This is a genomic window from Roseibium sp., assembly GCF_050301095.1.
Classification (GTDB): domain Bacteria; phylum Pseudomonadota; class Alphaproteobacteria; order Rhizobiales; family Stappiaceae; genus Roseibium.
Window position 1 is genome coordinate 1 of sequence record NZ_JBNKYW010000193.1, and the last position, 25,268, is coordinate 25,268.

Sequence of the window (25,268 nt, forward strand, 5' to 3'; positions counted from 1 at the left end):
GACGGCGCCGTGGCTGCTGGCGCTCTATGTCGCGACCGCCGACAGCCAGGGCGCGGACCGCGCACTTCTGTCGGGCACGACGCAGAACGACATCATCAAGGAATACCTGTCCCGGGGCACCTACGTATTTCCTCCGGCGCCGTCGCTGAAGCTGACCACGGACGTGATCGCCTGGACCTATTCCAACATGCCGAAATGGAACCCGATGAACGTCTGCTCCTACCATTTGCAGGAAGCGGGCGCGACGCCGGTTCAGGAGCTGTCCTTCGCGCTGGCAACGGCCGTTGCCATCCTGGATTCCATGAAGGCGAGCGGGGCTATTCCGGAAGAAGACTTCCCCAAGGCGGTTGGCCGGATCTCCTTCTTCGTCAATGCGGGCATGCGCTTCATTACCGAAATGTGCAAGATGCGCGCCTTCACCGAGCTGTGGGACGAGATCTGCCGGGAACGCTATGGGGTCGAGGACGAGCGCTACCGCCGGTTCCGCTACGGCGTTCAGGTGAATTCGCTCGGTCTTACCGAGCAGCAGCCCGAAAACAACGTTTACCGTATCCTGATCGAAATGCTGGCCGTGGTGCTGTCGAAGAACGCCCGCGCCCGCGCGGTCCAGCTGCCGGCGTGGAACGAGGCGCTGGGCCTGCCGCGGCCGTTCGACCAGCAATGGTCACTCAGAATGCAGCAGATCGTCGCTTACGAGACCGACCTGCTGGACTATGCAGACATCTTCGAAGGCTCCACCGAGATCACGGCAAAGGTCGAAGCGCTGAAAGCGGAAGCGCGCGAGGAACTGGCCCGGATCGACGCGATGGGCGGCGCGGTCGCGGCGGTCGACTCGAGCTACATGAAGCGGCAGCTGGTGGAAGCCAATTCCGCGCGCCTGGCTGCCATCGAGGCCGGCGACCAGGTCGTTGTCGGCGTCAACAGGTGGATCGAGAGCGAACCGTCTCCGCTCGCATCCGGCGAGGATGGCGGTATCCTGACCGTGCCGGAGCATGTGGAGGAAGAAGCGGTCGAAAAGGTAAAGGCCTGGCGCGAGGAACGCGATGAGCGCGCCGTCGAGACGGCACTTTCAGAGCTGAAATCGGCTGCGAGCGAAGGCCGCAACATCATGGAACCTTCCATTGCGGCGGCCAAGGCGGGCGTTACCACGGGCGAATGGGGCCGCACGCTGCGCGAGGTCTTCGGTGAGTACCGGGCACCGACGGGCGTGGGGCAGGCAGCCCGCGACGACGCCGGGGATCTGGCAGCCGTGCGCGCCGATGTCGAGGCGGTCTCCAAGAAACTCGGAAGACGGCTGAAATTCCTGGTCGGCAAACCGGGGCTCGACGGGCACTCGAACGGCGCGGAGCAGATTGCGGTCCGTGCCCGCGATTGCGGCATGGAAGTCGTTTATGAAGGTATCCGGCTGACACCGGCCCAGATCGTCAACGCGGCAGTGGAAGAGGACGTCCATGTCGTCGGGCTCTCAATCCTGTCCGGATCGCATCTGGCCCTCGTGCGCGATGTCATGGAGCGTCTGCGCGCAGCCGGCGCGGATGACATCCCGGTTGTTGTCGGCGGCATCATTCCGGACGAGGACGCCGGTCAGCTCAGAGCCATGGGAGCTGCTGCGGTCTATACACCGAAAGACTTCCAGTTGACCGACATCATGTCAGATGTCGTGAAGATTGCCGGAAGCAGAGCCGAACAGGCAGCCTGAACAAACGTGTGCTCTTCTTCGCTTGCATTGGCCGTTGTCTTGACGTGATTCGGGGTTTAACGTCGCGTAAAGCTTTGTTAACCCTTTGTTGAGAGAATCAGAGGGTTCCGCCAGAAGGCGGTAATTCTCTGAGGGCCAGGAGGCCGGAATGGCGACGATTGAAAGGCCGATATCGGCCCAGGTCGTGGCGCATGCAACAGAGTATCCTGCGGACCGGGACGGTGACGGCACCGGCTACGACCGCAGAAAGAAGAGTGAAACCGCAGAGCGCCATGAAGCAGATGCCGGATTGTCCGACGACACTCCGGCCGTTCTCATTGATGCCCATCATGCCGAAAACCACACTTTGGACGGCGTGGCCGCCTACCGGGCTGCCGCCCTGCAGGTGATGGAGCCCGGAATAGACCACGGCCCGGTTCATCCCCTGCGCGGTCCTGTCGACTGGCGTCCGGCGGACAATATCCGCCATGCCTATGAGGACCACGCGGACGGTACGGAGCATCACGAAGTGAATGTGGCGACCTGACACGGGAGCCGGTAACCAAAAGCATGTCAAAATGGCACTGGTACTTGATGCAATTCACCCGCCTTTTGTGGGTGCGTGCAACGCTGATTGGGGTGCTGGGTGTCGGTGCAGTAGGACTGGCGGCGCTAATTGAACGGCTTTTCGCCGGCGGAATTGGCTTCGAAGTCTCGGCAGACACCATCGACAGCATACTCACGATTCTGGCATCGAGCATGCTGACGGTGACCACGTTTTCCTTGAGCGTGATGACATCCGCGTTTGGCTTGGCAACAAGCAACGTGACCCCGCGCGCGACAAGGCTTCTTGCGGAAGATCGGGTTACGCAGAACGTGTTGTCGACCTTCATAGGATCCTTTCTCTTCAGCATCGTTGGTATCGTTGCATTAAAAGCCGGGGCATATTCGTCTCAGGGCCGAGTTGTATTGTTTGCCGTTACGGTCTTTGTCCTGATCCTGATCGTGATCTCCCTAATTCGCTGGATCGATCAGCTCACGCGGCTTGGCCGCGTGAACGAAACGACGGATCGGGTAGAGGAAACGGCCCTTTCATCCATAAAACAGCGTCTTAAGGAACCGTTTCTTGGTGGATGCGCGAGAACCGAGGATGCAAATGTACCGGACGATTCATGCGAGGTTTTCGCAGAAAGAACAGGCTACGTTCAACACATCGACATGAAGCAGTTATCGGAAGCAGCCAAAACGCTGAACGCCGACATCCTGCTAGACGTTGTTCCCGGATCATTCATTTATCAGAATGCCCGGCTGGCTGCCGTTGTGCCTGATTCCGGCAACCTCCCGGAGGAGACCAGGCAGGACGTGGCGGTCGATGTCAGACGGGCAATTACGATCGGAGAGGAACGCAGTTTCGACCAGGATCCCCGGTTCGGGCTTGTGGTATTGAGCGAGATCGCCTGCCGTGCACTGTCGCCAGGCGTAAATGACTCGGGTACTGCGATAGATGTGATCGGCAGAATTGCCAGATTGCTCATCCTGTGGGGAAACGGAAGCGAAAAATTCGCACAAGAAACGAGGTTTCCTCGCATATTCGTTCCTCCAATCAATGCGTCCGATATCTTTGAAGACGGTTTTCAGCTCATCGCGCGTGATGCTGCCGCCGTTGTTGAAGTGCAAGTGCGTCTCCGCAAGGCTTTGCAGGCGCTCAGCCGTCTGGGAAACAGCGAATTTCGCGAGGCAGCTCGGAAGCAGGCCGCTATTGCAGCTGAACGTGCAGAAATTGCCCTGAATCTGGAATACGACAAGCAACAACTCAGGAATATTGAAATAAATTAGAGCATTTCCCGCCCATATCGGATCACGCCGGGAGGCGGACCGCATACGGATTGGAGGAGCTGAAATCTTGTTCGGGGCATTGAACTTCCGCCTTGCGGAACATGTCATCTGCAAGACCTGGACTTCGGCTGTGCCCAATGGTTGCCGCATCAGACCGAAACCCTAAAGCCGTCCGTGTTGTCCTCATAGGCATGGCGGACGGCAAGGAGCATCACGAAGTGAACGTTGCGACCTGAGGGTATTCCTTGTGATTATCCAAAGGGTTTAGATTTCCAGGAAACTTCGAAGATCGCCCTTGATACTGCGGCGAACCCCTCCATATCGCGGCTCAAATACGTATTTTCCCATATGGATGGTGAAAGTATGTGTCATTGGGGTCTCTTTGCCGGGGTATGAGCCGTGGTCGAAACGATAGTTCAATTGGCGGCGCAGAATCTGCTTTCGCCGATCATCCTGTTTTTCGCGCTTGGTCTGGCGGCGGCGCTGGTTCGATCCGACCTGTCGGTTCCGGAAGCCGCGGCAAAAGCGCTCTCAATCTACCTGTTGTTCGCGATCGGCTTCAAAGGCGGTGTTAGCGTCAGTGCGCACGGTGTCGACGCAACCCTGCTCTGGTCGCTTGTCGCGGGTGGGGTCCTGTCCTTCGCAATCCCGTTCGTGGCCTTTGGCCTGCTGAGAGTAATGACCGGGCTCAGCGTTCTGGATGCGGCCGCGGTCGCCGGTCACTATGGGTCCATTTCAATCGTGACATTTGTCGCCGCGACCTCCGTCTTGCAAAGCCAGGGGATCGCGAACGAGGGGTATCTGGTTGCCGTCGCGGCGGTCATGGAGGCCCCCGCCATCCTGTCGGCCCTCTGGCTGGCGGCACGCTTTTCTTCCAACGGCGCAAGGGGAGGACGTCAGCAATCGGCCGACGGACTTTGGCGCGAGATTCTCTTCAACGGTTCCATTGTTCTGCTGATCGGTTCATTCACAATCGGGTTTGTGACCGGGCCGAAAGGACTTTCGGAAATTGAAAGTTTCATCGTGTCCCCGTTCAAGGGGGTGCTGTGCCTGTTCCTGCTCGATATGGGATTGGTGGCGGGCCGCGGGTTAAGGGCCAGTGCCCGCCAGATGACTCCCGGCCTCATTTCATTCGGAATTCTCATGCCGGTGATCGGAGCCGCGGCCGGGCTGGGCGCGTCGGCCCTCGTGGGGTTGTCGAGCGGAGGAACCGTGCTTCTGATGACCTTGAGTGCCTCCGCCTCCTATATCGCCGTGCCGGCGGCCATGCGTGTCGCCCTGCCGGAGGCAAACCCCTCCATCTATCTCACCATGTCGCTCGGAATAACGTTTCCGTTCAATCTGACACTTGGAATTCCGCTCTATCTGAGCATCGCACAGGCCATTGGAGGTTAAGGTCATGGAGATGAAGGACGCCAAAAGGGTCGAAATCATCATTGAAGCGCCGATGGAAACACGGCTGACCGATGCGCTCGATGGCGCTGGTGTAACCGGTTATACCATCCTCCCCGTGATGGGCGGGAGCGGGCGATCGGGCCGGTGGAGCCGGGAAGGGCAGGTGTCCCGGGCCGGAGGCATGGTCGCAATCGTGTGTATCATCCGGCCGGAGCGCCTAGAGGCGCTCCTGGAGGCTGCCTTCAGTGTTGTCGAGCGGCATATCGGTGTTGTCACGGTGTCGGACTGCCGTGTCCTTCGGGCGGAAAGGTTCTAGAGCGTTTTGCCCCGGGCACATCACTCTTTCGGCAAGTTCCATTTGAAAGGGCAAAGTGCTAAGTAGCTCCCTGACTTGGAGCGGGCCTTGGGCGCCGCGCATTTTGGGGGACCTGCCCGTTGAACTTTCCCGCACATCTCATGGAAGGCTACGGCCGCTATCTGAGCAAGGGTTTCGTCCGTTACAAGGAAACTCACGAGCGCCTGGCGGTTTACGGTCAGACACCGGACGTGATGGTCATTTCCTGCTGCGACAGCCGGGTGACGCCCGAGGGAATTTTCAACGTCGGACCGGGCGAACTTTTTGTCGTCAGGAACGTTGCCAACCTTGTTCCGCCCTATGAGGATACCGAAGGCCAGCATGGCACCAGCGCGGCGATCGAATTCGCCGTCAACGGGCTCAAGGTGAAGCACATCGTCATCATGGGCCACGGCCAATGCGGCGGCGTCAAGGCGTTCCGCGAACATGCCAACGCCCCCATGGAGACCGGCCAGTTCATCGGCCGATGGATCAAGCTGCTGGAACCGGCCGCAATCGCGATGGCCTGCATGCCGGTCGACAAGGCCGACGATCCGCAGCTTGCGATGGAATACGCAGGGATCCGTCAGTCCCTGAAAAACCTGATGACCTTTCCCTTCATCGAGGAAGCCGTCCGGCAGGGCGCGCTGCAGATCCACGGCTCCTGGTTCGATATCGGCTCCGGCGAACTCAGGGTGATGGATCCGGAAACGCAGCGGTTTGAAACGGCGGGCAGTGCCGAAGAGATCGCGGTGGAGTAACTGCGGTGAATGAAGAGATGCAAATGCAGATCGGGCCTCAGGTCTTTCGGCGCATGGCAGCCTATAACGTCTGGATGACGGAAAAGGCCTATGCCGCGGCCGGAAAACTGAGCGATGCGGAGCGGAAGGAAGACCGCGGGGCGTTCTTCAAGTCAATTCATTCCACGCTCAACCATCTTCTCTTTGCCGACCGTGTCTGGATGGGCCGGTTTGCCGGGAAGGCCTATGAGCACAAGGGCATGGGCGTCGACATCTATGATGATTTCGACGAGCTGAAAGCAGCACATCTTGCCATGTGCGGGGACATTTCAGTGTTCTCAAAAGGCCTCACGGAAGATTGGCTGGCCGAGACGATGAAATGGGTGCGCACGACTGATGGCCTCGCCCGCGAGCATCCACGCTGGTTCCTTGTCCTGCACATGTTCAATCACCAGACCCACCACCGGGGTCAGGTTTCCACACTTCTGACCCAGGCCGGGATCGATATCGGCGTTACCGACTTGCCGGGCATGCCGGACCTTATTGCCGAGGCCTGAGGAACTCAGGCTTCGGTCTTCATGCCGTAATTCTTCACCGCGCCCAGCACTGCGCCGATCTCATCCGCTGAAAGAATATGCGGGGTGCCGATGGTGCGGCTGAGGATATAGGCGCGGGCCAGAACTTCCAGTTCCTCCAGGCGCCACAGGCCCTTTTCCAGCGTCTCGCCAACGACGACGGCGCCGTGATTGGCCATGAGGCAGCCATGGCGTTCCTTCATGGCGCCGGTGACTTCCCGTGCGAGTTCGTCGCTGCCGAACAGTTCATAGCCGGCAAGTGGTACGGTATCGCCGCCGAAAAGGGCAATCATGTAGTGGCAGGCCGGGATTTCCATCCGGTTGATGGCAAGCGCCGTGCAGTGCACCGGGTGGGCATGCACCACCGCATGCATCTCTGGTTTCGCTCGCAGGAGGGCCAGATGGAACTGCCACTCGGTCGAGGGCGGGAACGGGCCTTCCGGCGCACCATTGCCGTCGATCGGCAAAGAGGCCAGCATGTCCGGCGTCATCTTGTCGTAGGGAATGCCGGAGGGCGTGATGATCATCCGGCCGCCCGCGCGCGCGGAGATGTTTCCGGAGGTTCCCTGGTTGATGCCGCGGCGGTTCATGTCCTTGCAGGCATCGATGATGGCCTGCCGCAGTTCGGACGTGTCCTGATAGGGGGCTTTAAGCATTTTCGTCCGTCAGAGTGAGTAGTTCGGTGGCCGTGTCGGAGCAGGTGGCAAGGTGGGTGGCATAGCCGCCGCGAATGGCCGCCAGCATGGGCCGTGCGCGATTCGGGCCGGATCCGACAAGCAGACCCATGTCTTTCTTCCGCATCTGGTCCAGGGTGACCGCGATCATGCGGTCCTCGATGTCCCGATCAAGGCCGTTGCCGTCCTGGTCGATCAGTCGGCCGCAGATGACGCCGATGGCGCCCTTGTCGGCGCAGGGGCCGATTTCGGCCGGGTCGAGAAGTCCGGTATGGACGACATGACTGTCCGCCGTGCAGGTGCCGCAGGCGAAGATGGTCTTGTTGCAATCTGCGACCGCCTGCAGTTGCGACTGGATCACCGGTTCCTGTTTCAGCCGGTCCACCAGTTCCTTGTCCGAGAGGAGCAGTGGCACATGCAGGTTGACGCAGTGCGCACTGTAGCGGCGGGCAAGGGTGGCTGAACAGGTTTCAGCGGCAAAACCGAGCGCGGCCGGACGTGAGCCGACCAGCTGAACCACGGTCAGATCGTCGATGGTGATGCGCGGGGCGGCTTCGGCAACCCTGTAGACCGTTTCTCCCCAGGCAACGCCCAGCCTGTCTCCCGGTTCCAGAAGGCTAGGCAGCCAGTCGGCGACCACCCGCGTGACCCGGTCGAGCGATTGCTCGGGGCCGGCGGTCGAAGACGGGATGACGACCGCATCGGCCAGTCCGAAACGGTCCACCAGCCGGCGGGCGAGCTCATGGTTGCGGAAAATGTCCGTGTCCAGCGAGATGCGGACATAGTCGCGCTTGCGGGCTTCGGAGAGATAGTTGACCACCGTCGCCCGCGAGATGCCGAGCCGCTCGGCGATCTCGTTCTGGTTCATGCCCTCGTGGTAGTAGCACCAGGTGACCTCGATGATCGCATCGTCCTGACTGCGCGGGCGCGGGGCGGGGCTTTGGGCCGCCGCCTTTGCGCCACCGGAGCGGGATTTGGCCGGACCCGGCGTCATGCGCTCTTTGCGATCTTGCTGAGATCGGGGAAGAGGGCGGCAAGGCCTTCAGGACTTGCCTCGCAGACACCGCGTTCGGTGATGAGGCCGGTCACCAGGTGGTTCGGCGTCACGTCGAAGGCCGGATTGCCGCCTGGCGTGCCGACCGGCGTCACCTGAACCACGCCGATGCTGCCGTCGTCGGTCAGACCCTGGATGTGGGTGACTTCCCGTTCCTGGCGTTCCTCGATCGGGATTTCGGCAACCCCGTCATCGACCGTCCAGTCGATGGTCGGCGAAGGCAGGGCAACGTAGAAGGGCACGTTGTTGGCCTTGGCCGCCAGCGCCTTCAGATAGGTGCCGATCTTGTTGCAGACATCGCCGCGCCGTGTGGTGCGGTCGGTGCCGACGATCACCATGTCCACCTGCCCGTGCTGCATCAGATGGCCGCCGGCATTGTCGGTGATGTAGGTGTGCGGAATGCCGTGGCTGCCGAGTTCCCAGGACGTAAGGGCGCCCTGGTTGCGCGGCCGGGTCTCGTCCACCCAGACATGGATCGGAATGCCGGCGTCGTGGGCCTGATACATCGGGCTGGTGGCCGTGCCCCAGTCGACGGTTGCGATCCAGCCGGCGTTGCAATGGGTCAGGATGCGAACGGGTTCGCCATCCTTCTTGGTGGCAGCGATCCTGCGGATGATCTCCAGACCGTTCTGGCCGATGGAGCGGTTGATCTCGACGTCCTCGTCGGCAATCTCATGAGCGAGTTTGAGGGCCTCGGCGGCACGGTCCGCCTCCGGCAACTGCTTCAGGTGATTGCGGCAGCGGTTGAGCGCCCAACGCAGGTTGATCGCCGTCGGGCGGGTCTTGTCCAGGAACTCCCAGGCCTTGTCGAGGTGGGTGTCGGACGAATCGAGTTTTGCCGCCAGCGCCATGCCATAGGCGGCGGTGGCGCCGATCAGCGGTGCGCCGCGGACGCGCATCTCGACGATGGCATCGGCGAAATCCTGGAGGGTGTCGACCTGCTGGACCTTGAATTCATGCGGCAGCCAGCGCTGGTCGATGATCTGCAGCGCCGCCTTGTCCTCATCCCACCAGAGCGAGCGGTAATGGGTGCCGTTGACCTTCATAGGACATCCTTCTTGTTGAATTGGCGTGCGAGCGTCAGAAGCGCTTCGGTCGTATTGATTGAATGTGCCTTGAGAACGAGGTCCGCACCCATGATCAGGTTGCGGGCTTCAAGACGGCTCTTCAGGGTCTTGTCCCCGATTTCCTCGAAGTCGGCATTGTGGGCCAGCGACAGGGTCCGCCGGTGCATTTCGATGCCGCAGAACCCGAACGCGTCGGTCCTGATCTCTTCAAGCAGTGTATCACGGGCGAAGTCGGACGATTGTCCCTGATCCTCGAAAAGGGCCGCAGGGTAAAGCATGCCGGTACGTTCCGTTTTCCAGAGCTGCCTGAACTCGGCCTCGAAGGCGGACAGCGTGCCGGCTATCACTTCCAGGATCCATTCCTGATAGTCGTCCAGACTTTCGGGGCCGCGGTGCGCGGGCTGGCTGAAATAGGCCATCAGGAAGTTGGCGATCAACATGCCGAGATCGAAACCGAGCGGCCCGTACTGGGCGAATTCCGGGTCGATGACGCGGGTGTCACTGCCGGTCGCCATGATCGAGCCGCTGTGGAGGTCGCCATGAACCATGGTTTCGGTGTTGGAGGCGAATTTCATCAGGAGCCGCTGAGCTTTTGCCTTCAGCACTCCGTTCGCCCGCAGCTCGCGAACCACCGGGTCAAGACCTTCCGTGTGGTGGTTCATTTCCGCGTCGTAATAGGGATCGGTGAAGACGAGCGCTTCGGTGATCGCCGGAATTTCAACGTTACCCGCGAACAGGCCGACGTCCTTCTTCTTGTCGGCGCTCTTCATGGAGAGTTCCGATCCCCGAAAAGCGGTACGGGCGCAGAATTCACCCAGGAACGCTCCAAGGCCCTCGACCTTCTCGCCGTCGATGAGCTTGCGGCGCAGGATCTTGTGAGGCGCGAGATACTCCATCACGATCAGGGCCTGATCCTCGTCGAAATGGAAGACCTCCGGCACGCTGCCGGGCGCCCGGGCGGCCTGGCGGACAAGGGCGTGGTTTTCGAAGAAGGCACGGTAGAGCGGCAGCGGCCAGCTGTCGCCGACCAGGCGGACATAGGGCAGGGCCTGCTTGACGATGACGGTGCCTTCCGGGCCTTCGACAATGAAAACCAGGTTCAGGTTGCCGTCGCCGACTTCGCGGACCTCCCAGGTGTCCGGGTCGGTGCCGATGCGGCCGGTGACAGCCGCAACCGTTGAAAGGCGGGCCCCGAGTTCTTCCGGCGTCAGGGGCCGGTACTGGACTGGCGTATCCATCTTTGCGAGTGATCCTCCCTAATTCGCCCCGATAATGAGCAAGATTATTCAAAAGTCAACACGGTTGACAAATGACTATTTTGCATGTTGTAACAATGTCAAGCGAGCATGGAATTCGCAAGTTTTCGGGAGGTATGGTGCAAGAGATCACCTGCAAATTGAGCGGGCTGGAGAAGTCTTTCGGGCGCAATCACGTGCTGAAAGGCATCGATCTGGAGCTGCGCGCCGGTGAGGTCACGGCGCTGATGGGAGCCAACGGCGCCGGCAAGTCGACGCTGGTGAAGGTGCTGTGCGGCTATCATTTCGCCGATGCCGGCGAGATCGAGTTGGTCGGTGCGCCCTTCAAGCCGCTTGATGCCGCCGATGCCATTTCCAAGGGCGTCGTCACGGTGCACCAGTCCATCGACGACGGTGTCATTCCCGACCTCGACGTGGCCACCAACCTGACGCTCGACCGGCTGACGGAACCCGGTGCCGATTTCTTCGTCAACGACCGTCAGTTGCGCGCGCAGGCCCGGAAGGTCGCCGAAGGCATGGGTCTGACCATGGACGTACGCACGCGGGTGGCGGATCTCGATGTCGCTGACCGTCAGATGATCGCGATTGCCCGCGCCATGGCACGGGCGCCCAAGCTGCTCATTCTTGACGAGCCGACGTCTTCGCTGTCGGCCTCCGAGGCCGACAGGCTGTTCGCCCTGATCGACCGGCTCCGGTCGGAAGGCGTTGCCATTCTCTATATATCCCACCGCATGTCCGACATCCGCCGGGTCGCCGACCGGATCGTCTCCATGCGCGACGGTGCCATTTCCGGTGTCTTCGAAGGCGAACCGCTGGATTATGTCGGCGCGGTCAACGCCATGCTCGGCCACCAGATGACCGAGGTCGACATCGAGCCCGTCGAAGGGGGCGATCCGATCCTTGAAGTCAGGGGGCTCAAGCTTTTCGAAGACAGTCCCGCAATCGACTTCACCGGCCGTGAAGGCGAGGTGGTGGCCTTCACCGGACTTCTCGGCAGTGGCACGACCCGGCTGGCGGAAGTGCTTTTCGGCCTGGCGGAAGCCGTCGCCGGCGAGCTCTTCCTCGACCGCAAGCCCTACAGCCCGCAAGGGGCGGGGGATGCGGTTTCCAAGGGCGTTTTCATGTCGCCGAAGGACCGGGGCGTCAACGCCGTGGTCCCTGATTTCGACATCGCCAACAACATGACGCTGCCCTTCCTCGGTGCGTTCAGCAAGCTCTCTTTCCTGAGCGAGCGGGCGCAGCGGCGGGCGAGCGATGAGATGATCGGCCAGATCGGGGTCGTGTGCCAGTCCAACCAGGACGGCATCGACACCCTGTCGGGCGGCAACCAGCAGAAGGTGATGATCGGCCGCTGGCTGCTGCAGGCGTCCCGTGTCCTCCTGCTCGACGAGCCCTTCCAGGGCGTCGACATCGGTGCGCGGCGGGATATCGGCCGCTACATCCGCCAGACGGCGGCAGGGCGCGCCACGCTGGTCTTCGTGGCGGAAATCGACGAGGCCCTGGAGATCGCCGACCGTATCGTCGTCATGCACGAGGCCGGAATCGCCGGCGAATATGTCAACAAGAACGTCGACCTGAACAGCCTTGTCGCGGATGTCTCCGGCCCTGCCCACGGGCAGGATGCCGGCGAGACCTCTCCCCAGGCCCTGGCAGGATGAAAACCGGAAACATGAACAAGAACGCACTTGAACTGGCCATCCGTTACGGCTTCCTCGTCCTTCTAGGTGGCCTCGCCCTTTACTTCAGCCTTTACGCCAGCGGCTTTGCCAGCGCGCGCTCGGCTGTCTTCATCCTGCAGTCCGTCGCCATCACCGGCATCCTGGCGCTCGGCGTCACCTGCACCCTGGTGGTCGGCGGTTTCGACCTGTCCATCGGGGCGGTTGCGACATCTGCCCTGATGCTGTCGGCCTATTCGATGGTGATCCTGGAGCAATCCGCCTTCGTTGCCGTTGCGCTGTGTCTCGTGATGGGCGCCGTTGTCGGCCTGATCAACGGGTTCCTGATCGTGAAGATGCGGGTGCCCGACCTGCTGGCGACGCTCGGCATGATGTTCCTGCTGATCGGCCTGCAGCGCATCCCGACGCAGGGCAACTCGATTGCCACCGGCATGAACCTGCCGGACGGTTCCGTTGCTGAAGGCACCTTCTCGGCTGCCTTCCTGTGGCTCGGCCGTCACCGGTTCGATCTGCTCCTCGACCGCCTGCTGCCGGTCCCCGTGGTGGTGTTCCTGCTGATCGCGCTGCTGATCTGGCTGTTCCTCGGTTACACCCGCCATGGCCGGCTGATGTATGCCATCGGTTCGAACGAACGGGCCGCCTCGCTGGTCGGCACCAACGTGCACCGCTACAAGATCGTGGCCTACATGATCTCCGGCATGATGGCCTCCGTCGGCGGAATTCTGCTGGCTGCCCGTCTCGGCCGTGGTGACATCGCCTCCGGCAACAATCTTCTGCTCGACAGCGTTGCAGCCGCCCTGATCGGTTTCGCGGTTCTGGGCGCTGCCCGTCCGAATGCCTTCGGCACGGCGGCCGGGGCGCTCTTTGTCGGCATTCTCCTGCAGGGGCTCACCATGATGAACGCCCCCTACTACATGCAGGATTTCGTCAAGGGCGCCGTGCTCGTCGCTGCCCTCGTTTTCACTTTCTACCTGTCTTCGCGCCGCGGCGGCAGGAGAACCGCGTGACGCCTTGGAAAGGGCGCCGTTCTTTTGGGAGGAAGCATTATGCTGAGACGTGAATTCATGAAACTGGCGGTCGCCGCCGGTATTGGGATCTCCGGCGGTGCCGCGATGGCGGCCGACATGCCGGCTCCGTTCGACAAGCCGGAAGAAGTGAAGATCGCCCTGGTGCGTTACCTGTCGACCGGCGACTTCTTCCAGTCCTACCTGTCGGGTGTTGAAAAGCAGGCGGCCGCCCTCGGCGTCGACCTGCGCGTACTCGACAGCCGTCAGGATGCGGCCCTGCAGGCGGACATGGTGGACCAGGCCATCGCACTCGGTGTCGACGGCATCATCATCCAGCACGGCCTGACCGAATCCATGAAGCCGGCCGCGCAGCGCGCCGTCGATGCGGGCATCAAGGTCGTTGCCTTCGATGTCAACGTCGAGAACGACGCGATTCCGCAGGTCGAGCAGTCGGACTACCTGCTCGGCAAGCTGGCGCTGGAACAGGCCATCAAGGACAACGGTGACAGCTTCACCGCCGGCTATGTCTATGTTCCGGGCATCGCGCCGCTCGACCGCCGCAACACGGCCTGGGAAGAGGTCAAGAAGGCCAACCCGGGCATCACGGAAGCGGCCATGTTCGGCACGCTCGACAACCCGATCGCCAACTCGGTCGCCAACCAGGCCCGTTCGGTGCTGCAGGCCAACCCGACCATCAACGTCGTCTTTGCTCCCTACGACGAGTTCGCCAAGGGCGTGAAGATCGCTGTTGACGAGGCCGGTCTCAACCAGGACGTCGACATCTATTCCGCCGACGTTTCCACCGCCGACATCTCCGCCATGCGCGAGCCGGATTCAGCCTGGGCGGCGACGGTCGCCACCAACCCGGCCGTGGTCGGCGAAGTCAGCGTGCGCACGCTGGCGCTGATGCTGGCCGGTGAGGATCCGGGCAAGCAGGTCATCGTGCCGCCGACCCTGATCACGCAGGACTTCCTCAACGAGCAGGACGTGAAGAACATGGAAGATCTCGGCAAGAAGATGCCGCAATTCCAGCATGCCGATGTCTCCATGGCCGAGTGGATCCCGCTTCCGGCCCGCTGAGAAAACTAACAGACAATGCAGAAAAACCCGGCGCTTGCGCGCCGGGTTTTTTGTTTGGCCGGCAGGTGAGCGAACGGACGAGGGCGGTGGGACTGCTATCCTTGCCAATCCTGAATGATCGCATCCGCTTCCAGCTCCACGAGCCATTCGGGGTTCACGAAACGCTCGATCGCCATGATCGTGTCCACGGGGCGGACATCCCTGAAATACTCCTTGCGCACGTCAATGGCAGCTTTCCAGTTGTCGATATCGGTCAAGATGACCCGTGTCCTGACAACGTCGTGGAGGCCGGAGCCGGCCTGTTCCAGCGCCGCCTTGATGACTTCGATGCACTGCCGCGTTTGGGCCGCGACGTCGCCCACACCCACCGTTTTTCCATCAGCTCCAACCGGTGCGGTGCCGCCAACGGAGATGAAGGGGCCGACCCTGACAGCTCGGCTGAAGCCGACAACGGCTTCCATCGGGTTGCCGTTTGAAATGAGTTCACGGTCGAATTTCATGAAGGTGCCCCGGATGGTATTAAGAACAAAAGTCAGGGTAACCGAATTGACCAAGTTGAGCGATCTGTTTCATTAGGTGTCGAGGGTGATCTTGGGAGGGGTAAATGTTGCAATTCAACGAAAAGACCAGCCGTCTTCTGGAAATCGCCTACCAGGGCGCGGATATATCCCGCCGTCGCCGCGCGTCTTTTGATGCTCTCAACCCGAGGCCCGGCGACACCATCCTGGATATCGGTTGCGGCAACGGCCTATTGACGGCGGAACTGGCCCGGGCTGTCGGCGAAACGGGCCGGGTCATCGGCGTTGACCCGAGCGACAGCATGCGGGCGCTGGCGGTGGAAAGAACCGGTGACTTTGCCAATGTCGAGATCCTGACCGGCGATGCCAATGCACTGCCCGTCGAGGCCGCAATCGCGGACAAGGCGGTTTCCCTTCAGGTGTTCGAGTACCTTGACGATATGCCCGGCGCATTGGCGGAAGCGCATCGCACGCTCCGTCCGGGCGGGCTGCTGGTCATCGGCGACATGCATTGGGACACGCTTGCCTGGCACAGCGACAGTCCCGCCAGAATGGCGAAAATGATAGAGATATGGGACAGGCATCTCGCCGAACGGACAGTGCCTGCGCTACTGCCTCATGTCGCCCGCAAAGTGGGTTATTCCGTCGAAAGAATGACGCCCCTGGTCTGCAGCGACATCGACCTGAAGCCGGACGGGCTGGCCAACATGCTGTTGATCCTGATGGAGGCCTTCGCGCTCAAAAGCGGCGACATGGATGAGAAGGACGTGCTGGACTGGACTCGGGAACAAAGAACCCTTGCGCGGGAAGGCAGGTTCTTCTTCTCCCTCACGCATTTCGTCATGACGGCCAGAAAGACCTGAAACCGGCGGTCACGAACGACGAGCGCGAAGGACGGATCGCCCCTCGCGCTCTTTGACGTTCCGGTGACCGGCGTCAGGCGGCTTCGACGCCGCTCAGAAAACGCTCGACTTCCCGCTTCAGGTCTTCCGTCCGGGTTGCAAGCAGGCCCGAGGCGTCCAGAACCGCCTGTGAGGATTCTGAGGTCTGGTTCACGGTTCCGGAAAGATCCGACATGCGCGAGGAAACAAAGGTGGTGCCTTCCGCCGCCTTCTGGGCATTGACGGAGATCTCGCCGGTTGCCGAGCCCTGCTGGCTGACGGCTGCTGCGATGGTGGCCGTATAGGAATTCACCTCTTCCATGATCGTGGTGATTTCCGCAATGGCGCTGACCGAATCCTTGGTGGCGTCCTGGATGGCCGAAATCTGGCCGCTGATTTCCTCGGTGGCCTTGGAGGTCTGTGTTGCCAGCTCCTTCACTTCCGCCGCAACGACCGCAAAACCCTTGCCGGCTTCGCCGGCGCGCGCGGCCTCGATGGTGGCATTGAGGGCCAAAAGGTTGGTCTGTTCGGCGATCGCCTGGATGAGCGTGACCACCTCGCCGATCTTGGAGGCGGAAGCCGCCAGTCCCTCGACCTTCTCGTTGGTGATCCGGGTACCTTCCGTTGCGCGGGCAACCACATCGGTCGTCTGGGCCACCTGGCGCGAAATCTCGTCGATCGAGGCCGACAGTTCTTCGGCGGCGCTTGCCACGGTCTGAACGCTTGATGTGGCATCGTCCGCGGAGTTCAGGGTCTCGACAGCGCTCGAAGCGCTTTCTCCGGAAAGTCCCGACAGGCGCCCTGCCGTCGTTTCCAGTCCCTCCACGGTTTCGTTCACCGAACTCAGCACATCGGAGACATTGTTGCGGAAGGAGGTGATCAGGTCCTGCACCGTGTTCTGGCGTCCAACGGCCTGCTCTTCCGACTGGCGCTGCTGCTCGGCAAGTTCCAGGCGTTCCACGGACCGGTTCCTGAGGGTGCTGACGGCCTTTGCCAGCGTGCCGATCTGGTCCGTGCGGTCCTCGAAGGGAACCTCGACGTCCAGCTGGTCCTGGGCGATCTGGCCGGTGATTTCCGCCAGTTGCGTCACCGGACGCAGCTGGCGCCTGATGGCAAGGATCAGCAGGATGACGGAGACAAGCACCACCGGCAATGCCCAGAGGACATACCGGCTCATGAGCTCGGAGACATTGGCCTGGACAGCGGCCTTTTCAACACCGGCGTAGAGGATGCCGATGATGTCGTTCCCGGAGGAGAAGATCGGCTGATAGACGGTGTAGTAATCCTTGCCGAGGATGGTTGCCTGTCCCAGGTATGTCTTGCCGCTGGTGACGACAGGGTAGACGGCGCCGTTCTGGCCGAGCGGCGTGCCGACGGCGCGCTTGCCGTCGCCCTTGATGATGTTGGTCGACTTGCGCCAGAAATCCTTGGTCTCCGGATCCCAGGCGAAAACAGTGGCGGTCTCGCCTGTCATGCGCCCGATCGCGTCGATCATGTCGTGATTGGTGAATTCCGGAATGCCGGCAAGTTCGATCTTCGCCACGTTGCCGGATGCGTTCCAGGTGACCTTGGTGCCTTCCACCCTTTCGTTCATCAGGGTTGCGGCAACACGCAAGTTCACGTCCTGTTTCTTGATCGCCGCGGTCTGTGCCTGGTTCAGGGCAACCTGATAAAGGATGAGGCCGACCACGAACATGGACACCGCCAGTAAGCCGGTTGAAATAATCGCCAGGGTTGAGGTGACGCTTAACCGCTTGAGAATATTTTTCATTTCATCCCCCAGATGTCTCTCGCGGGGGAGCTTAATGATTCGCGGTAAAAATAAAGGAAACGGCTGTTTTATTCGAAAATATACTTAGGGTTGCCGACTTAGATCTTGAGAGACTTTTTTCTTGTCTGGCAATGCGGCGCCTGCCCTGATCTCTCAGCTCGCAAACAGCAGTGTGCTGCCGGCGATCACCAGCGCGGCGCCGGCCCAGGCGCCGAGTGCCGGTGCTTCCCGTGTCCGCCACCACATCATCGGCAGGATCAATGCCGGAGTGGTTGCTGAAAGCGTCGCGACGATGCCGACTTCGCCCCCCGACAGGGCAAACAGGATCAAGGTCATGCCGACCCCCATGCCGAGCAGGCCGGACAGGGCGATGATGCCGACAACCGGGACCGAGAAGCGCCCGGCCGGTTTCACCCAGCTGAAAGGCAAGCGGGTGAGCAGCAGCAGGCCGAGGGCGGCGACACCGACGCGGACAGTTGAAGCGGCAACCGGATCGGCGCCACTTTCCATGATCGGCCGGGCAATAAGCGAGCCGACGGACTGGGAAAGCGCGGCGGCAAGGCCGAGCAGAATGCCGACCCAGACCGGCCCCTTGATGCTCTCCCACTTGTGAAGCTGGGACTTGCGCTTGCCGAAGCGGATGGCGAGCAGAACGCCAAGAAAGATCAGACCTATGCCACCGAGCTGGGGGGCGGAAAGATGCTCGTCCAGAAGCATCCACCCCAAGATCGCGGACATGGGGGCGTTCAAGGAAAACAGCATGGCGGTGCGGCGCGGACCCATGCGGTTCAGCGTGAGGAACAGCGCGGTGTCCCCCATGAAAATGCCGATGAAACCGGAGAGGACAAGCGGCACGAGATACGCTTCCTGGATGGAGTCCCAACCGGTGGTCAGGGCCACCCAGGCCGTCAGCATGAGTGCCACCAGTACCATGCGCGTGCAGTTGAAGGCGATCGCGCCCAAGTGCTGGGCCGGGGCGGTGGAGAGCAGTCCGGTCATCGCCCAGAGGGCGGCGGCGCCGAGCGCGGCGGCTTCATAGACAAGCATGGCTCAGGTCCGTTGAAACGCTTCGGCAAGGGTGGGCGCCTCACCTGTCCAGGCGGCGTCGAAAAAGGCAACTTCCAAAGCGCTCATCCTGCGGAAAAGCAGGGCGATGCGGTCCTGCTCCGCCGGGGTCAGCTTCGAACCGATTGCGTCCATCTCCTCGCGGATCCAGCCGACGAAGCCTTCGAAGCCGGTGACCGCGTGAAGATCGATCCACTCGGCGAGATAGAAGGCTTGCGGACGCGGTTTTTGAGCTTCGCGCAAGCCCCAGGTCAGATAGCACCATTCAGCGCACAGGAGACAGGCAAGGCCTTCGGCGTAGGATCCCTCGCCGGAGGTGGTCAGGAGAAGCGTGGCAAAAGCCCGCGTCACTGGCCCCTGAGCGGCGGTTTCATACGTTTCCGGGGAGACGCCGAGCGCTTCGAACGAGCGCAGGAAATAGTCGTTTTCTTCCGATGTCAGCAAGGCGAGAAAGCCGGACAGGCGCGACTTTGAGGGCATGCCGGGCGCCTTGGCCACCAGATAGCCGAGCGTCGAGGCGAGATCGGTGACAAAGGTGTAGTCCTCGATCAGGTAACGCGCATAGGCCTCCACCGGCATGGAGCCGTCACCAATGGCGCGGGTGAAGGCGTGACCTGTTGCTTCGGACCAATAGGGTTCGGCCCGTGCAGCCAGCCAATCGGTGAAGCGGGCGGCGGGAGTCTGGGCGATGAAATCGCTGAAGGATCCGTCAAAGGCGGAAGACATAGGGCTGAAACATCAATGTGGCGGATAATTCCGCGTTGGCTGGGAGTGACAGACGTGCTGTGCTTTGTTCGGCCTGTCAACTCCAAAACCTCATGGTGAGGAGGGCCGAAGGTCCGTCTCGAACCATGGGCGGCAATTTCGGCGTTCGCGGCCCACCCTTCAAGACAGCGCTTATGCGCTTCCCGAGGATGCGGAAGAGATAGGGAGGGAGCACAAAAGAAAACGGGCGCCGGAGGCGCCCGCTTGAAAGGATCAGGCAGCGGCCTTTTTCGGAGTGATCAGGCCGCGGTTGACCAGAACCTCCGCGATCTGCACGGTGTTGAGCGCCGCGCCCTTGCGCAGGTTGTCGGAAACGACCCAGATGTTGAGGCCGTTTTCGACCGTCGCGTCCTCACGGATACGCGAAATATAGGTCGCATCCTCGCCGGCGCTTTCGTATGGCGTGATGTAGCCGCCGTCTTCCTGCTTGTCGATGACAAGGCAACCGGGAGCTTCCCGCAGGATGCTGCGTGCTTCATCCGCCGTGATTTCGTTTTCGAACTCGATGTTGACGCTCTCCGAATGGCCGATGAAAACCGGAACACGCACGGCGGTGCAGGTCACCTTGATGGCCGGGTCGAGCATCTTCTTGGTTTCGGCCAGCACCTTCCATTCTTCCTTGGTGTAGCCGTCTTCCATGAAGACGTCGATGTGCGGGATCACGTTGAAGGCGATGCGTTTGGTGAACTTCTCCGGCTCGATCGGATCGTTCACGAAAACGGCGCGGGTCTGGTTGAAGAGCTCTTCCATCGCTTCCTTGCCGCCGCCGGAAACCGACTGGTAGGTGGAGACGACGATGCGCTTGATCTTCGCATGCTCATGCAACGGCTTCAGCGCCACGACGAGCTGGGCGGTCGAGCAGTTCGGGTTGGCGATGATGTTCTTCTTGGAAAAGCCGGTGATGGCATCGGCGTTTACTTCCGGAACGATCAGCGGCACGTCCGCGTCGTAGCGCCATGCGGAGGAGTTGTCGATCACGACACAACCCTTGGCGCCGATCTTGGGAGACCATTCCTTGGAAACGGAGCCGCCTGCGGACATCAGGCAGATGTCGGTGTCGGAGAAATCGTAGTTCTCCATGGCCTGAACCTTCAGCGTCTTGTCGCCGAAGGAAACCTCGGTGCCCTGGGAGCGGCGGGAGGCGAGAGCGACGACTTCGTCCGCCGGAAACCCGCGCTCGGCGAGAATGTCCAGCATCTCGCGCCCGACATTGCCGGTGGCGCCTGCAACTGCGATCTTAAAACCCATCTTTGACTAGTCCTTGTCCGTCTCCCCGCTTCGCCGGCCGCCCTGTTCTGGATGGGCGTCGCCGGCTCCCGGCGCCTCCCATCCCCGGGGAGGCGGGATGAGCGGCACCGTCAAGCGGTGGTTTTGGTTGTCTTGGTTGTGCGTTTAAGAGCGGTTGCGGCATGAGTCATGGTCTCGCCGCGCAGGGTGGCCGCGCCGGCAAGGTCCATGGACATCAGATCCAGAATGTCGGCTATCAGCCGGGTCATCGGAGGCTCGCAATCGTCAAAACTTGAGACGGCGGTGTTTTTGCCCGGAAATTCGTCCAAGTCAATAGCAATAGCTTGCAAGCTTCGTTCATCCGGGCGCGGTGATGCCGTTCGGGAACACTTCGAGGAGAACGATACCCGGCTTGTGGCGGTTGACGCAGGGTCAAATCGGGCGCTTCAATATTCCATCCCAATCGATTGGGAGGAAGACCATGCCAAGTGAAATCTATAACATCCTGTTCCTGTGCACCAGGAACGCCGCGCGCTCCATCATCGCCGAAGCGATCGTCAACAAGGAGGGGCTGGGGCGGTTCCGGGCCTATTCGGCGGGGACGAAACCCGTGAAGCAAGTCCGTCCGGAAGTGGTGCGTCTCCTTCAGCGGATGAACTACAATCCGGAAGCGGCCTATACCAAGAGCCTGAACGACGTCATCCAGGCCAAGCCGCCGCCGTTCGATTTTGTCATCACCCTGTGCGATCAGGCCGCTGAAAAGACCTGTCCGGTCTGGCCGGGACATCCGATGACGGCGCTCTGGCCGGTTCCGGATCCACTGGCGGACGACGGCGACACCACGGAACGCGAGACGGCATATGCCGATACGTTCCGGACTTTGAACAGCCGTTTGACGGCGTTCATGAACCTGCCGTTCGGGGCGCTGGATGAATTGTCCTTGCGCAACAGTCTGGAGACGATCGGAAAGGCGCACTGATCCGGCCGGGGCCGGCTCAACCGTAAATGACCGGGATTTCCGGACCTGCAGGCTGTGTCAGGAACTCCGGTTCTCCGTCCCGGATGACGATGTTTTCCTCATGTACCATCATCCTGCCGCCACCAAGACTGAGGCCGGGCTCCAGGGTCAGGACCATGCCGGGCTGAAGCACGGTCTCGTCGAAGGGCGTGATTGAAGGCGTTTCGGTCAGTTGCATGCCGAGACCATGGCCAAAACGGCCGACATCACCATCCGTCTGACCCAGGGTTTCCGTCATGGTGTGGAAGAGGTCCGCACAGGTTCGGCCTGGTCTTGCCACGGCAGCGGCTGCCGCGACGGCGCCAACGAGGATTTCATGGGCCGACCGGACGGCGTCGCTGGCAAAGCCGATGGCAAAGTTTCGGTCGAAGTCGCAGAAATATCCGTTCTTCGTGGCTCCCGTATCGAGCATCAGGACGTCGCCTGGTTCAAGGCGCCGGTCCGAGGGCGGAGAAATCACGTCGCCATAACCGTCCCTGCCGGCTCCCCCGACAAGGTAGGGCACGTCGTCGGCGCCCTTTTGCAAAAGATCGATCTTGAAGGCTCGGAAAGCTTCCGCCAGCGTCTGCCCCTGGTGGAACAGGGCAGCGGCGTTGGCGAAGCTTTCCGAGCCGATCCGGCAGATCTCGCGAAGAAGGGCGATTTCCCTGTCCGACTTCACCATGCGCAGGCGTTGGATCAGGGGCGATGCATCCGTGAATACCGATCCCGGCAAACGGTCCCGAAGTGCGTTGAAGTCCGTCAGCGGCATGCGCAGCGAACTCTCGCGGCTCATGGGCATGCCGATCCGTGCAAAGCCTTTCAGCGCCAAGGTGAGCAGGCCGATGCCGTCATCAACGGGGTTCGGGGATGAAAACGTGCGGATGTCGTCGATCCAGGTGGATGCCATCAGATGAGCGCCGATCTGCGGGATGACGGCGACCGGTTTGCCGCTGCCCGGCACGATCAGGAACCACGGGCGGGTCGGGCTCTGCCAGAAGAGCGTCCGGAAGCCGGTGAAATAGCGGACCTCGGCTTCGGTGGTGAAGAAGAGCGCGTCGAGGCCTGCCGCCCGCATTGCCTGCTGCGCCAGCTCTGTCCGGTGTTCAAATTCCTGCTGCGGAAAATCCGGGTCAGCCATCTTCCGGACCTTCGGAAAGATAACACAGCACGCGGGCATCCGGTCCGAGGCCGACGGCATCCCGGAGATCTCCGGCATGATGAAGCGCCGCAAGGCCCGCGGCGCCGGACGGCGTGGTCGCCAGGCCTTCTTTTGCCAGGAGGGCCACGGTCTCTTCCGCTTCCGCGTCCGAGATCGTCACGAAGTGATCGGCTTCCCTTGCCAGATATTTGAGTGCCAGATGCGAGGGTTCCTTGCAGTCGAGGCGGCCCATGACGGAGGCAGGTCCGGGGGCCGTAACCGGCTTGCCCGCCTCGATGCTCGCCAGAAGCGCCGGGGCTTTGTCCGGTTCGACGACAATCAGCGTGACATCCTGTCCCCAGGTGGCGCGGGCGCTGACAGCGCAGGCGGCGGCAAGACCGCCGACACCGGCCTGAAGAAAGATATGGGTTGGAGGGGAGGAGATTTGTTGGGCGATTTCCGTGCCCATCACCAGGTAACCTTCCATGACGTCCCGCCCGGGCTCGGTCATGCCGGGCCAGGTGCTGTCGGGCAGAAGCTGCCAGCCGTGTTCTGCCGCCTGCCGCCCGGCCTCCGCCATGCTGTCTTCGTAGGTTGCCCCTGCCCGCACGACCCGGGCCCCCTTTTGTGCCAGACGGACGGCAAAGGCGTCCGGAACGGTTTCGGAAACAAAGACGACGGCTTCAGCCCCGAAGAGCGGCGCACCTGCTGCCAGAGACATGCCGTGATTACCGGCGCTGGCGCAGACGAAGGTGGTGCCGGTGAGCGCCGTTTCATAAGAAGTCGCCGCGCCGGAGCGGACCTTTCTGTCAGCCTGTTTGGCTATCGCATAGGCGGCGCCAAGCGCCTTGAAACTGCCGAGCCCCATCCGCCGGCGCTCGTCCTTGACGGCAAGCGCACCAACGCCAAACCGGCTGGCGAAAGCGGGGAGGTCTTGAAGAGGTGTCGGCTGTGCTTTGGGGCATTTCCCGTAGAGCGCGCCGGCCTTTTCAGCATCTTCGGAGACCGTTCCTGCCGCAAGGTCCGGCTGCTCCGGCAATCCCTTGCCTCGCCAGGGGTTCTGAAGTGTTTTCATGATCGATCCAATTCCCGTTCCGGGCATCAGATGATCAGCTTTGGCAGAGGATGACAACCTGCCATTCCGTCCTCACGGAAACGGACGGAATGGCCGAAAGCGGTCGGGCTCGGGTTTCGCTCAGGTGGCGGCCTTTTCCCGCCGCTCCGGACGAAGCGTCAGGAGCGCGATCACGAACGCGGTCAGCGCACAGGCGGCAACCGCACCTGTCAGCGGCAGCGGCGTGCGGTCGAAGAATGGGCTGGCGAGAAAGATCATCACGCCACCGGCGACCATCTGGAAGGTTCCTCCCAGTGAAGAGGCCATGCCGGCATGTTCGCCGTGTTCTTCCAGAGCCATCACCATGACCGGTGCAATGACCTGGCCGAGGCAGGTGTTGCCGATAAAAAACAGCGCCATCAGCACTGGCAGGTCGTCGATGCTGTTCCAGACAAGGACGAACAGGAGCGATGTCGCCGCCGCGAAGCCGCAAGTGGCCAGAAGGGCAACCCGTGCCATGCCGAAGCGCTGGCCGAGCATGGCTGCAAATTGCGATGAGGCGAAAAAGCCGACCGCATTCAGGGCGAAAACCAGGCTGAAGCCCATCGGGCTCAAGCCGTACCGGGTCATGTAGACCAGCGGGGCTGCCGCAATGAAGACGAAAAAGCTGGCGAGCGAAAATCCGCCGATCAGGGTGAGGCCGAGGAATTTTGCGTCCCTGAGCAGATATATGGCGCTCCGAAGCATGGCCACCGGATCGATCCTGGCGCGGCGGTCCGACGGCAGCGTTTCCGGCAGAAGCAAGGCCATCTGCGTGACGGCGGCAAGGGCGATCACCCCGAGGGCCACGAATATCAGCCGCCAGCTGCCGAATTCGATGATCAGGCTGCCGGTCAGAGGCGCCAGCATCGGTGAAACGCTGAAGACGAGCATGATCAGCGCCATCAGCCTTGTGGCTTCCGTGCCGGTGTGCAGGTCGCGCACAACGGCGCGCACGATCACCATCGGTGCGGCAGCCCCGAGTGCCTGAACGAAACGGCCGATAGTGAGCGCCGAGACATCGGCAGCGGTGGCACAGAGATACGAACCGAGAATGAAAACCGCCAGTCCCAGAAACACGGGTGGTTTCCGGCCGAACCGGTCCGCAAGCGGGCCATAGATCAATTGGGCGACACCGAAGGCCACGAAATAGACGGTGAAGGTCATGTGCACGGCCGCGTCCTCGGTCTGAAGGTCGCGAACGATTTCGCCCATTGCAGGCAAATAGAGGTCAATTGCAAAAGGGCCGACGGCGGCCAACAGCCCCAGCACGACGGCGGAGCGCAGGTATCCGATCTGCATAAGAATTTCCAACAAAAAATGGCGCCGAAGGCGCTGGTCTGGAGATCTGGAGGGTGGGAAGGGAGCCGGCCAAGTCCAGATCGGATCCATGTGGAAATTGTCCTGCAGGATTTCAAGAGGCAAGGCGGCGAAAATA

25 protein-coding genes are annotated in these 25,268 nt (G+C 61.5%); 12 read left to right on the forward strand and 13 right to left on the reverse strand.

From position 1 onward, the window contains the following. From ACQY7U_RS17575 to ACQY7U_RS17605, 7 genes are all read left to right on the forward strand, one after another. On the forward strand, positions 1-1,699 hold a 1,699-nt coding region (locus ACQY7U_RS17575), incomplete at its 5' end, for a methylmalonyl-CoA mutase family protein (protein WP_428647083.1). Positions 1,700-1,847: 148 nt separating this feature from the next. Then, entirely contained in the window at positions 1,848-2,225 is a 378-nt protein-coding gene (locus tag ACQY7U_RS17580; protein ID WP_428647086.1) for a hypothetical protein, read from the forward strand. 23 nt (positions 2,226-2,248) lie between these two features. Next, on the forward strand, positions 2,249-3,514 hold the full coding sequence (locus tag ACQY7U_RS17585) for a DUF2254 domain-containing protein (protein ID WP_428647089.1): 1,266 nt from the start codon (positions 2,249-2,251) through the stop codon (positions 3,512-3,514). A 399-nt stretch (positions 3,515-3,913) separates the two neighbouring features. After that, positions 3,914-4,909: a sodium-dependent bicarbonate transport family permease gene (locus ACQY7U_RS17590; RefSeq protein ID WP_428647092.1), complete on the forward strand. Its 996-nt coding sequence runs from the start codon at positions 3,914-3,916 to the stop codon at positions 4,907-4,909. A 4-nt stretch (positions 4,910-4,913) separates the two neighbouring features. Next, positions 4,914-5,225, forward strand: coding sequence for a P-II family nitrogen regulator (locus ACQY7U_RS17595; protein ID WP_428647094.1), 312 nt, complete (start codon positions 4,914-4,916; stop codon positions 5,223-5,225). 140 nt (positions 5,226-5,365) lie between these two features. Continuing rightward, entirely contained in the window at positions 5,366-6,004 is a 639-nt protein-coding gene (locus ACQY7U_RS17600) for a carbonic anhydrase (RefSeq protein WP_428647166.1), read from the forward strand. Positions 6,005-6,027: 23 nt separating this feature from the next. After that, on the forward strand, positions 6,028-6,540 hold the full coding sequence (locus tag ACQY7U_RS17605; RefSeq protein ID WP_428647096.1) for a DinB family protein: 513 nt from the start codon (positions 6,028-6,030) through the stop codon (positions 6,538-6,540). Between the two features lie 5 nt (positions 6,541-6,545). Here the strand turns inward: ACQY7U_RS17605 and ACQY7U_RS17610 are convergent, their stop codons facing one another. From ACQY7U_RS17610 to mtnK, 4 genes are read right to left on the reverse strand one after another with little or no spacing between them, the layout of a single operon-like run. Continuing rightward, on the reverse strand, positions 6,546-7,214 hold the full coding sequence (locus ACQY7U_RS17610; protein ID WP_428647098.1) for a class II aldolase/adducin family protein: 669 nt from the start codon (positions 7,212-7,214) through the stop codon (positions 6,546-6,548). Next, the gene (locus ACQY7U_RS17615; protein WP_428647101.1) at positions 7,207-8,226 is read right to left on the reverse strand and encodes a sugar-binding transcriptional regulator; all 1,020 of its coding nucleotides are present in this window, start codon (positions 8,224-8,226) and stop codon (positions 7,207-7,209) included. Before ACQY7U_RS17615 ends, ACQY7U_RS17610 begins: the two co-directional genes overlap by 8 nt. Continuing rightward, positions 8,223-9,332, reverse strand: coding sequence for an S-methyl-5-thioribose-1-phosphate isomerase (gene mtnA, locus ACQY7U_RS17620; RefSeq protein ID WP_428647103.1), 1,110 nt, complete (start codon positions 9,330-9,332; stop codon positions 8,223-8,225). Before mtnA ends, ACQY7U_RS17615 begins: the two co-directional genes overlap by 4 nt. Further along, complete coding sequence (mtnK, locus tag ACQY7U_RS17625) at positions 9,329-10,591, reverse strand: S-methyl-5-thioribose kinase (RefSeq protein ID WP_428647105.1); 1,263 nt, start codon at positions 10,589-10,591, stop codon at positions 9,329-9,331. The genes mtnA and mtnK overlap by 4 nt, the downstream gene beginning before the upstream one ends. Positions 10,592-10,725: 134 nt before the next feature. On the opposite strand from mtnK, the gene ACQY7U_RS17630 reads away from it, so the two are divergent. The 3 genes from ACQY7U_RS17630 to ACQY7U_RS17640 are packed head-to-tail and all read left to right on the forward strand — an operon-like array spanning position 10,726 to position 14,372. After that, on the forward strand, positions 10,726-12,267 hold the full coding sequence (locus ACQY7U_RS17630; RefSeq protein WP_428647108.1) for a sugar ABC transporter ATP-binding protein: 1,542 nt from the start codon (positions 10,726-10,728) through the stop codon (positions 12,265-12,267). An 11-nt stretch (positions 12,268-12,278) separates the two neighbouring features. Beyond that, the gene (locus ACQY7U_RS17635; protein WP_428647111.1) at positions 12,279-13,292 is read left to right on the forward strand and encodes an ABC transporter permease; all 1,014 of its coding nucleotides are present in this window, start codon (positions 12,279-12,281) and stop codon (positions 13,290-13,292) included. A 57-nt stretch (positions 13,293-13,349) separates the two neighbouring features. Beyond that, positions 13,350-14,372 carry a substrate-binding domain-containing protein gene (locus ACQY7U_RS17640; protein ID WP_428647169.1) on the forward strand — a complete coding sequence of 341 codons (1,023 nt, stop codon included), beginning with the start codon at positions 13,350-13,352 and terminating at the stop codon, positions 14,370-14,372. Between the two features lie 95 nt (positions 14,373-14,467). On the opposite strand, the gene ACQY7U_RS17645 is transcribed toward ACQY7U_RS17640, so the two are convergent. After that, the gene (locus ACQY7U_RS17645; protein WP_428647113.1) at positions 14,468-14,872 is read right to left on the reverse strand and encodes a RidA family protein; all 405 of its coding nucleotides are present in this window, start codon (positions 14,870-14,872) and stop codon (positions 14,468-14,470) included. A 104-nt stretch (positions 14,873-14,976) separates the two neighbouring features. Between ACQY7U_RS17645 and ACQY7U_RS17650 the strand changes: the two genes are divergently transcribed. Then, positions 14,977-15,753: a methyltransferase domain-containing protein gene (locus tag ACQY7U_RS17650; protein ID WP_428647116.1), complete on the forward strand. Its 777-nt coding sequence runs from the start codon at positions 14,977-14,979 to the stop codon at positions 15,751-15,753. Between the two features lie 73 nt (positions 15,754-15,826). On the opposite strand, the gene ACQY7U_RS17655 is transcribed toward ACQY7U_RS17650, so the two are convergent. The 5 genes from ACQY7U_RS17655 to ACQY7U_RS17675 form a co-directional block, all read right to left on the reverse strand. After that, complete coding sequence (locus ACQY7U_RS17655) at positions 15,827-17,542, reverse strand: methyl-accepting chemotaxis protein (protein ID WP_428647119.1); 1,716 nt, start codon at positions 17,540-17,542, stop codon at positions 15,827-15,829. A gap of 153 nt (positions 17,543-17,695) precedes the next feature. Next, on the reverse strand, positions 17,696-18,589 hold the full coding sequence (locus ACQY7U_RS17660; protein ID WP_428647122.1) for a DMT family transporter: 894 nt from the start codon (positions 18,587-18,589) through the stop codon (positions 17,696-17,698). A gap of 3 nt (positions 18,590-18,592) precedes the next feature. Next, a complete protein-coding gene (locus ACQY7U_RS17665; protein WP_428647125.1) occupies positions 18,593-19,333 on the reverse strand; it encodes a TenA family protein in 741 nt (246 codons plus the stop codon). Positions 19,334-19,585: 252 nt separating this feature from the next. Continuing rightward, positions 19,586-20,620: an aspartate-semialdehyde dehydrogenase gene (locus ACQY7U_RS17670; RefSeq protein WP_428647127.1), complete on the reverse strand. Its 1,035-nt coding sequence runs from the start codon at positions 20,618-20,620 to the stop codon at positions 19,586-19,588. Positions 20,621-20,730: 110 nt separating this feature from the next. Continuing rightward, positions 20,731-20,868, reverse strand: a complete 138-nt coding sequence (locus ACQY7U_RS17675; RefSeq protein WP_428647130.1) for a hypothetical protein — start codon at positions 20,866-20,868, stop codon at positions 20,731-20,733. Between the two features lie 212 nt (positions 20,869-21,080). Between ACQY7U_RS17675 and ACQY7U_RS17680 the strand changes: the two genes are divergently transcribed. Further along, positions 21,081-21,578, forward strand: a complete 498-nt coding sequence (locus tag ACQY7U_RS17680; protein WP_428647133.1) for an arsenate reductase ArsC — start codon at positions 21,081-21,083, stop codon at positions 21,576-21,578. 16 nt (positions 21,579-21,594) lie between these two features. On the opposite strand, the gene ACQY7U_RS17685 is transcribed toward ACQY7U_RS17680, so the two are convergent. The 3 genes from ACQY7U_RS17685 to ACQY7U_RS17695 all read right to left on the reverse strand — a co-directional run bounded on the left by ACQY7U_RS17685 (position 21,595) and on the right by ACQY7U_RS17695 (position 25,132). Continuing rightward, on the reverse strand, positions 21,595-22,737 hold the full coding sequence (locus ACQY7U_RS17685) for a M24 family metallopeptidase (protein ID WP_428647136.1): 1,143 nt from the start codon (positions 22,735-22,737) through the stop codon (positions 21,595-21,597). Continuing rightward, complete coding sequence (locus tag ACQY7U_RS17690) at positions 22,730-23,812, reverse strand: diaminopropionate ammonia-lyase (protein ID WP_428647138.1); 1,083 nt, start codon at positions 23,810-23,812, stop codon at positions 22,730-22,732. The genes ACQY7U_RS17685 and ACQY7U_RS17690 overlap by 8 nt, the downstream gene beginning before the upstream one ends. 120 nt (positions 23,813-23,932) lie before the next feature. Then, positions 23,933-25,132: a multidrug effflux MFS transporter gene (locus tag ACQY7U_RS17695; RefSeq protein ID WP_428647141.1), complete on the reverse strand. Its 1,200-nt coding sequence runs from the start codon at positions 25,130-25,132 to the stop codon at positions 23,933-23,935. Between the last annotated feature and the right edge of the window lie 136 nt (positions 25,133-25,268).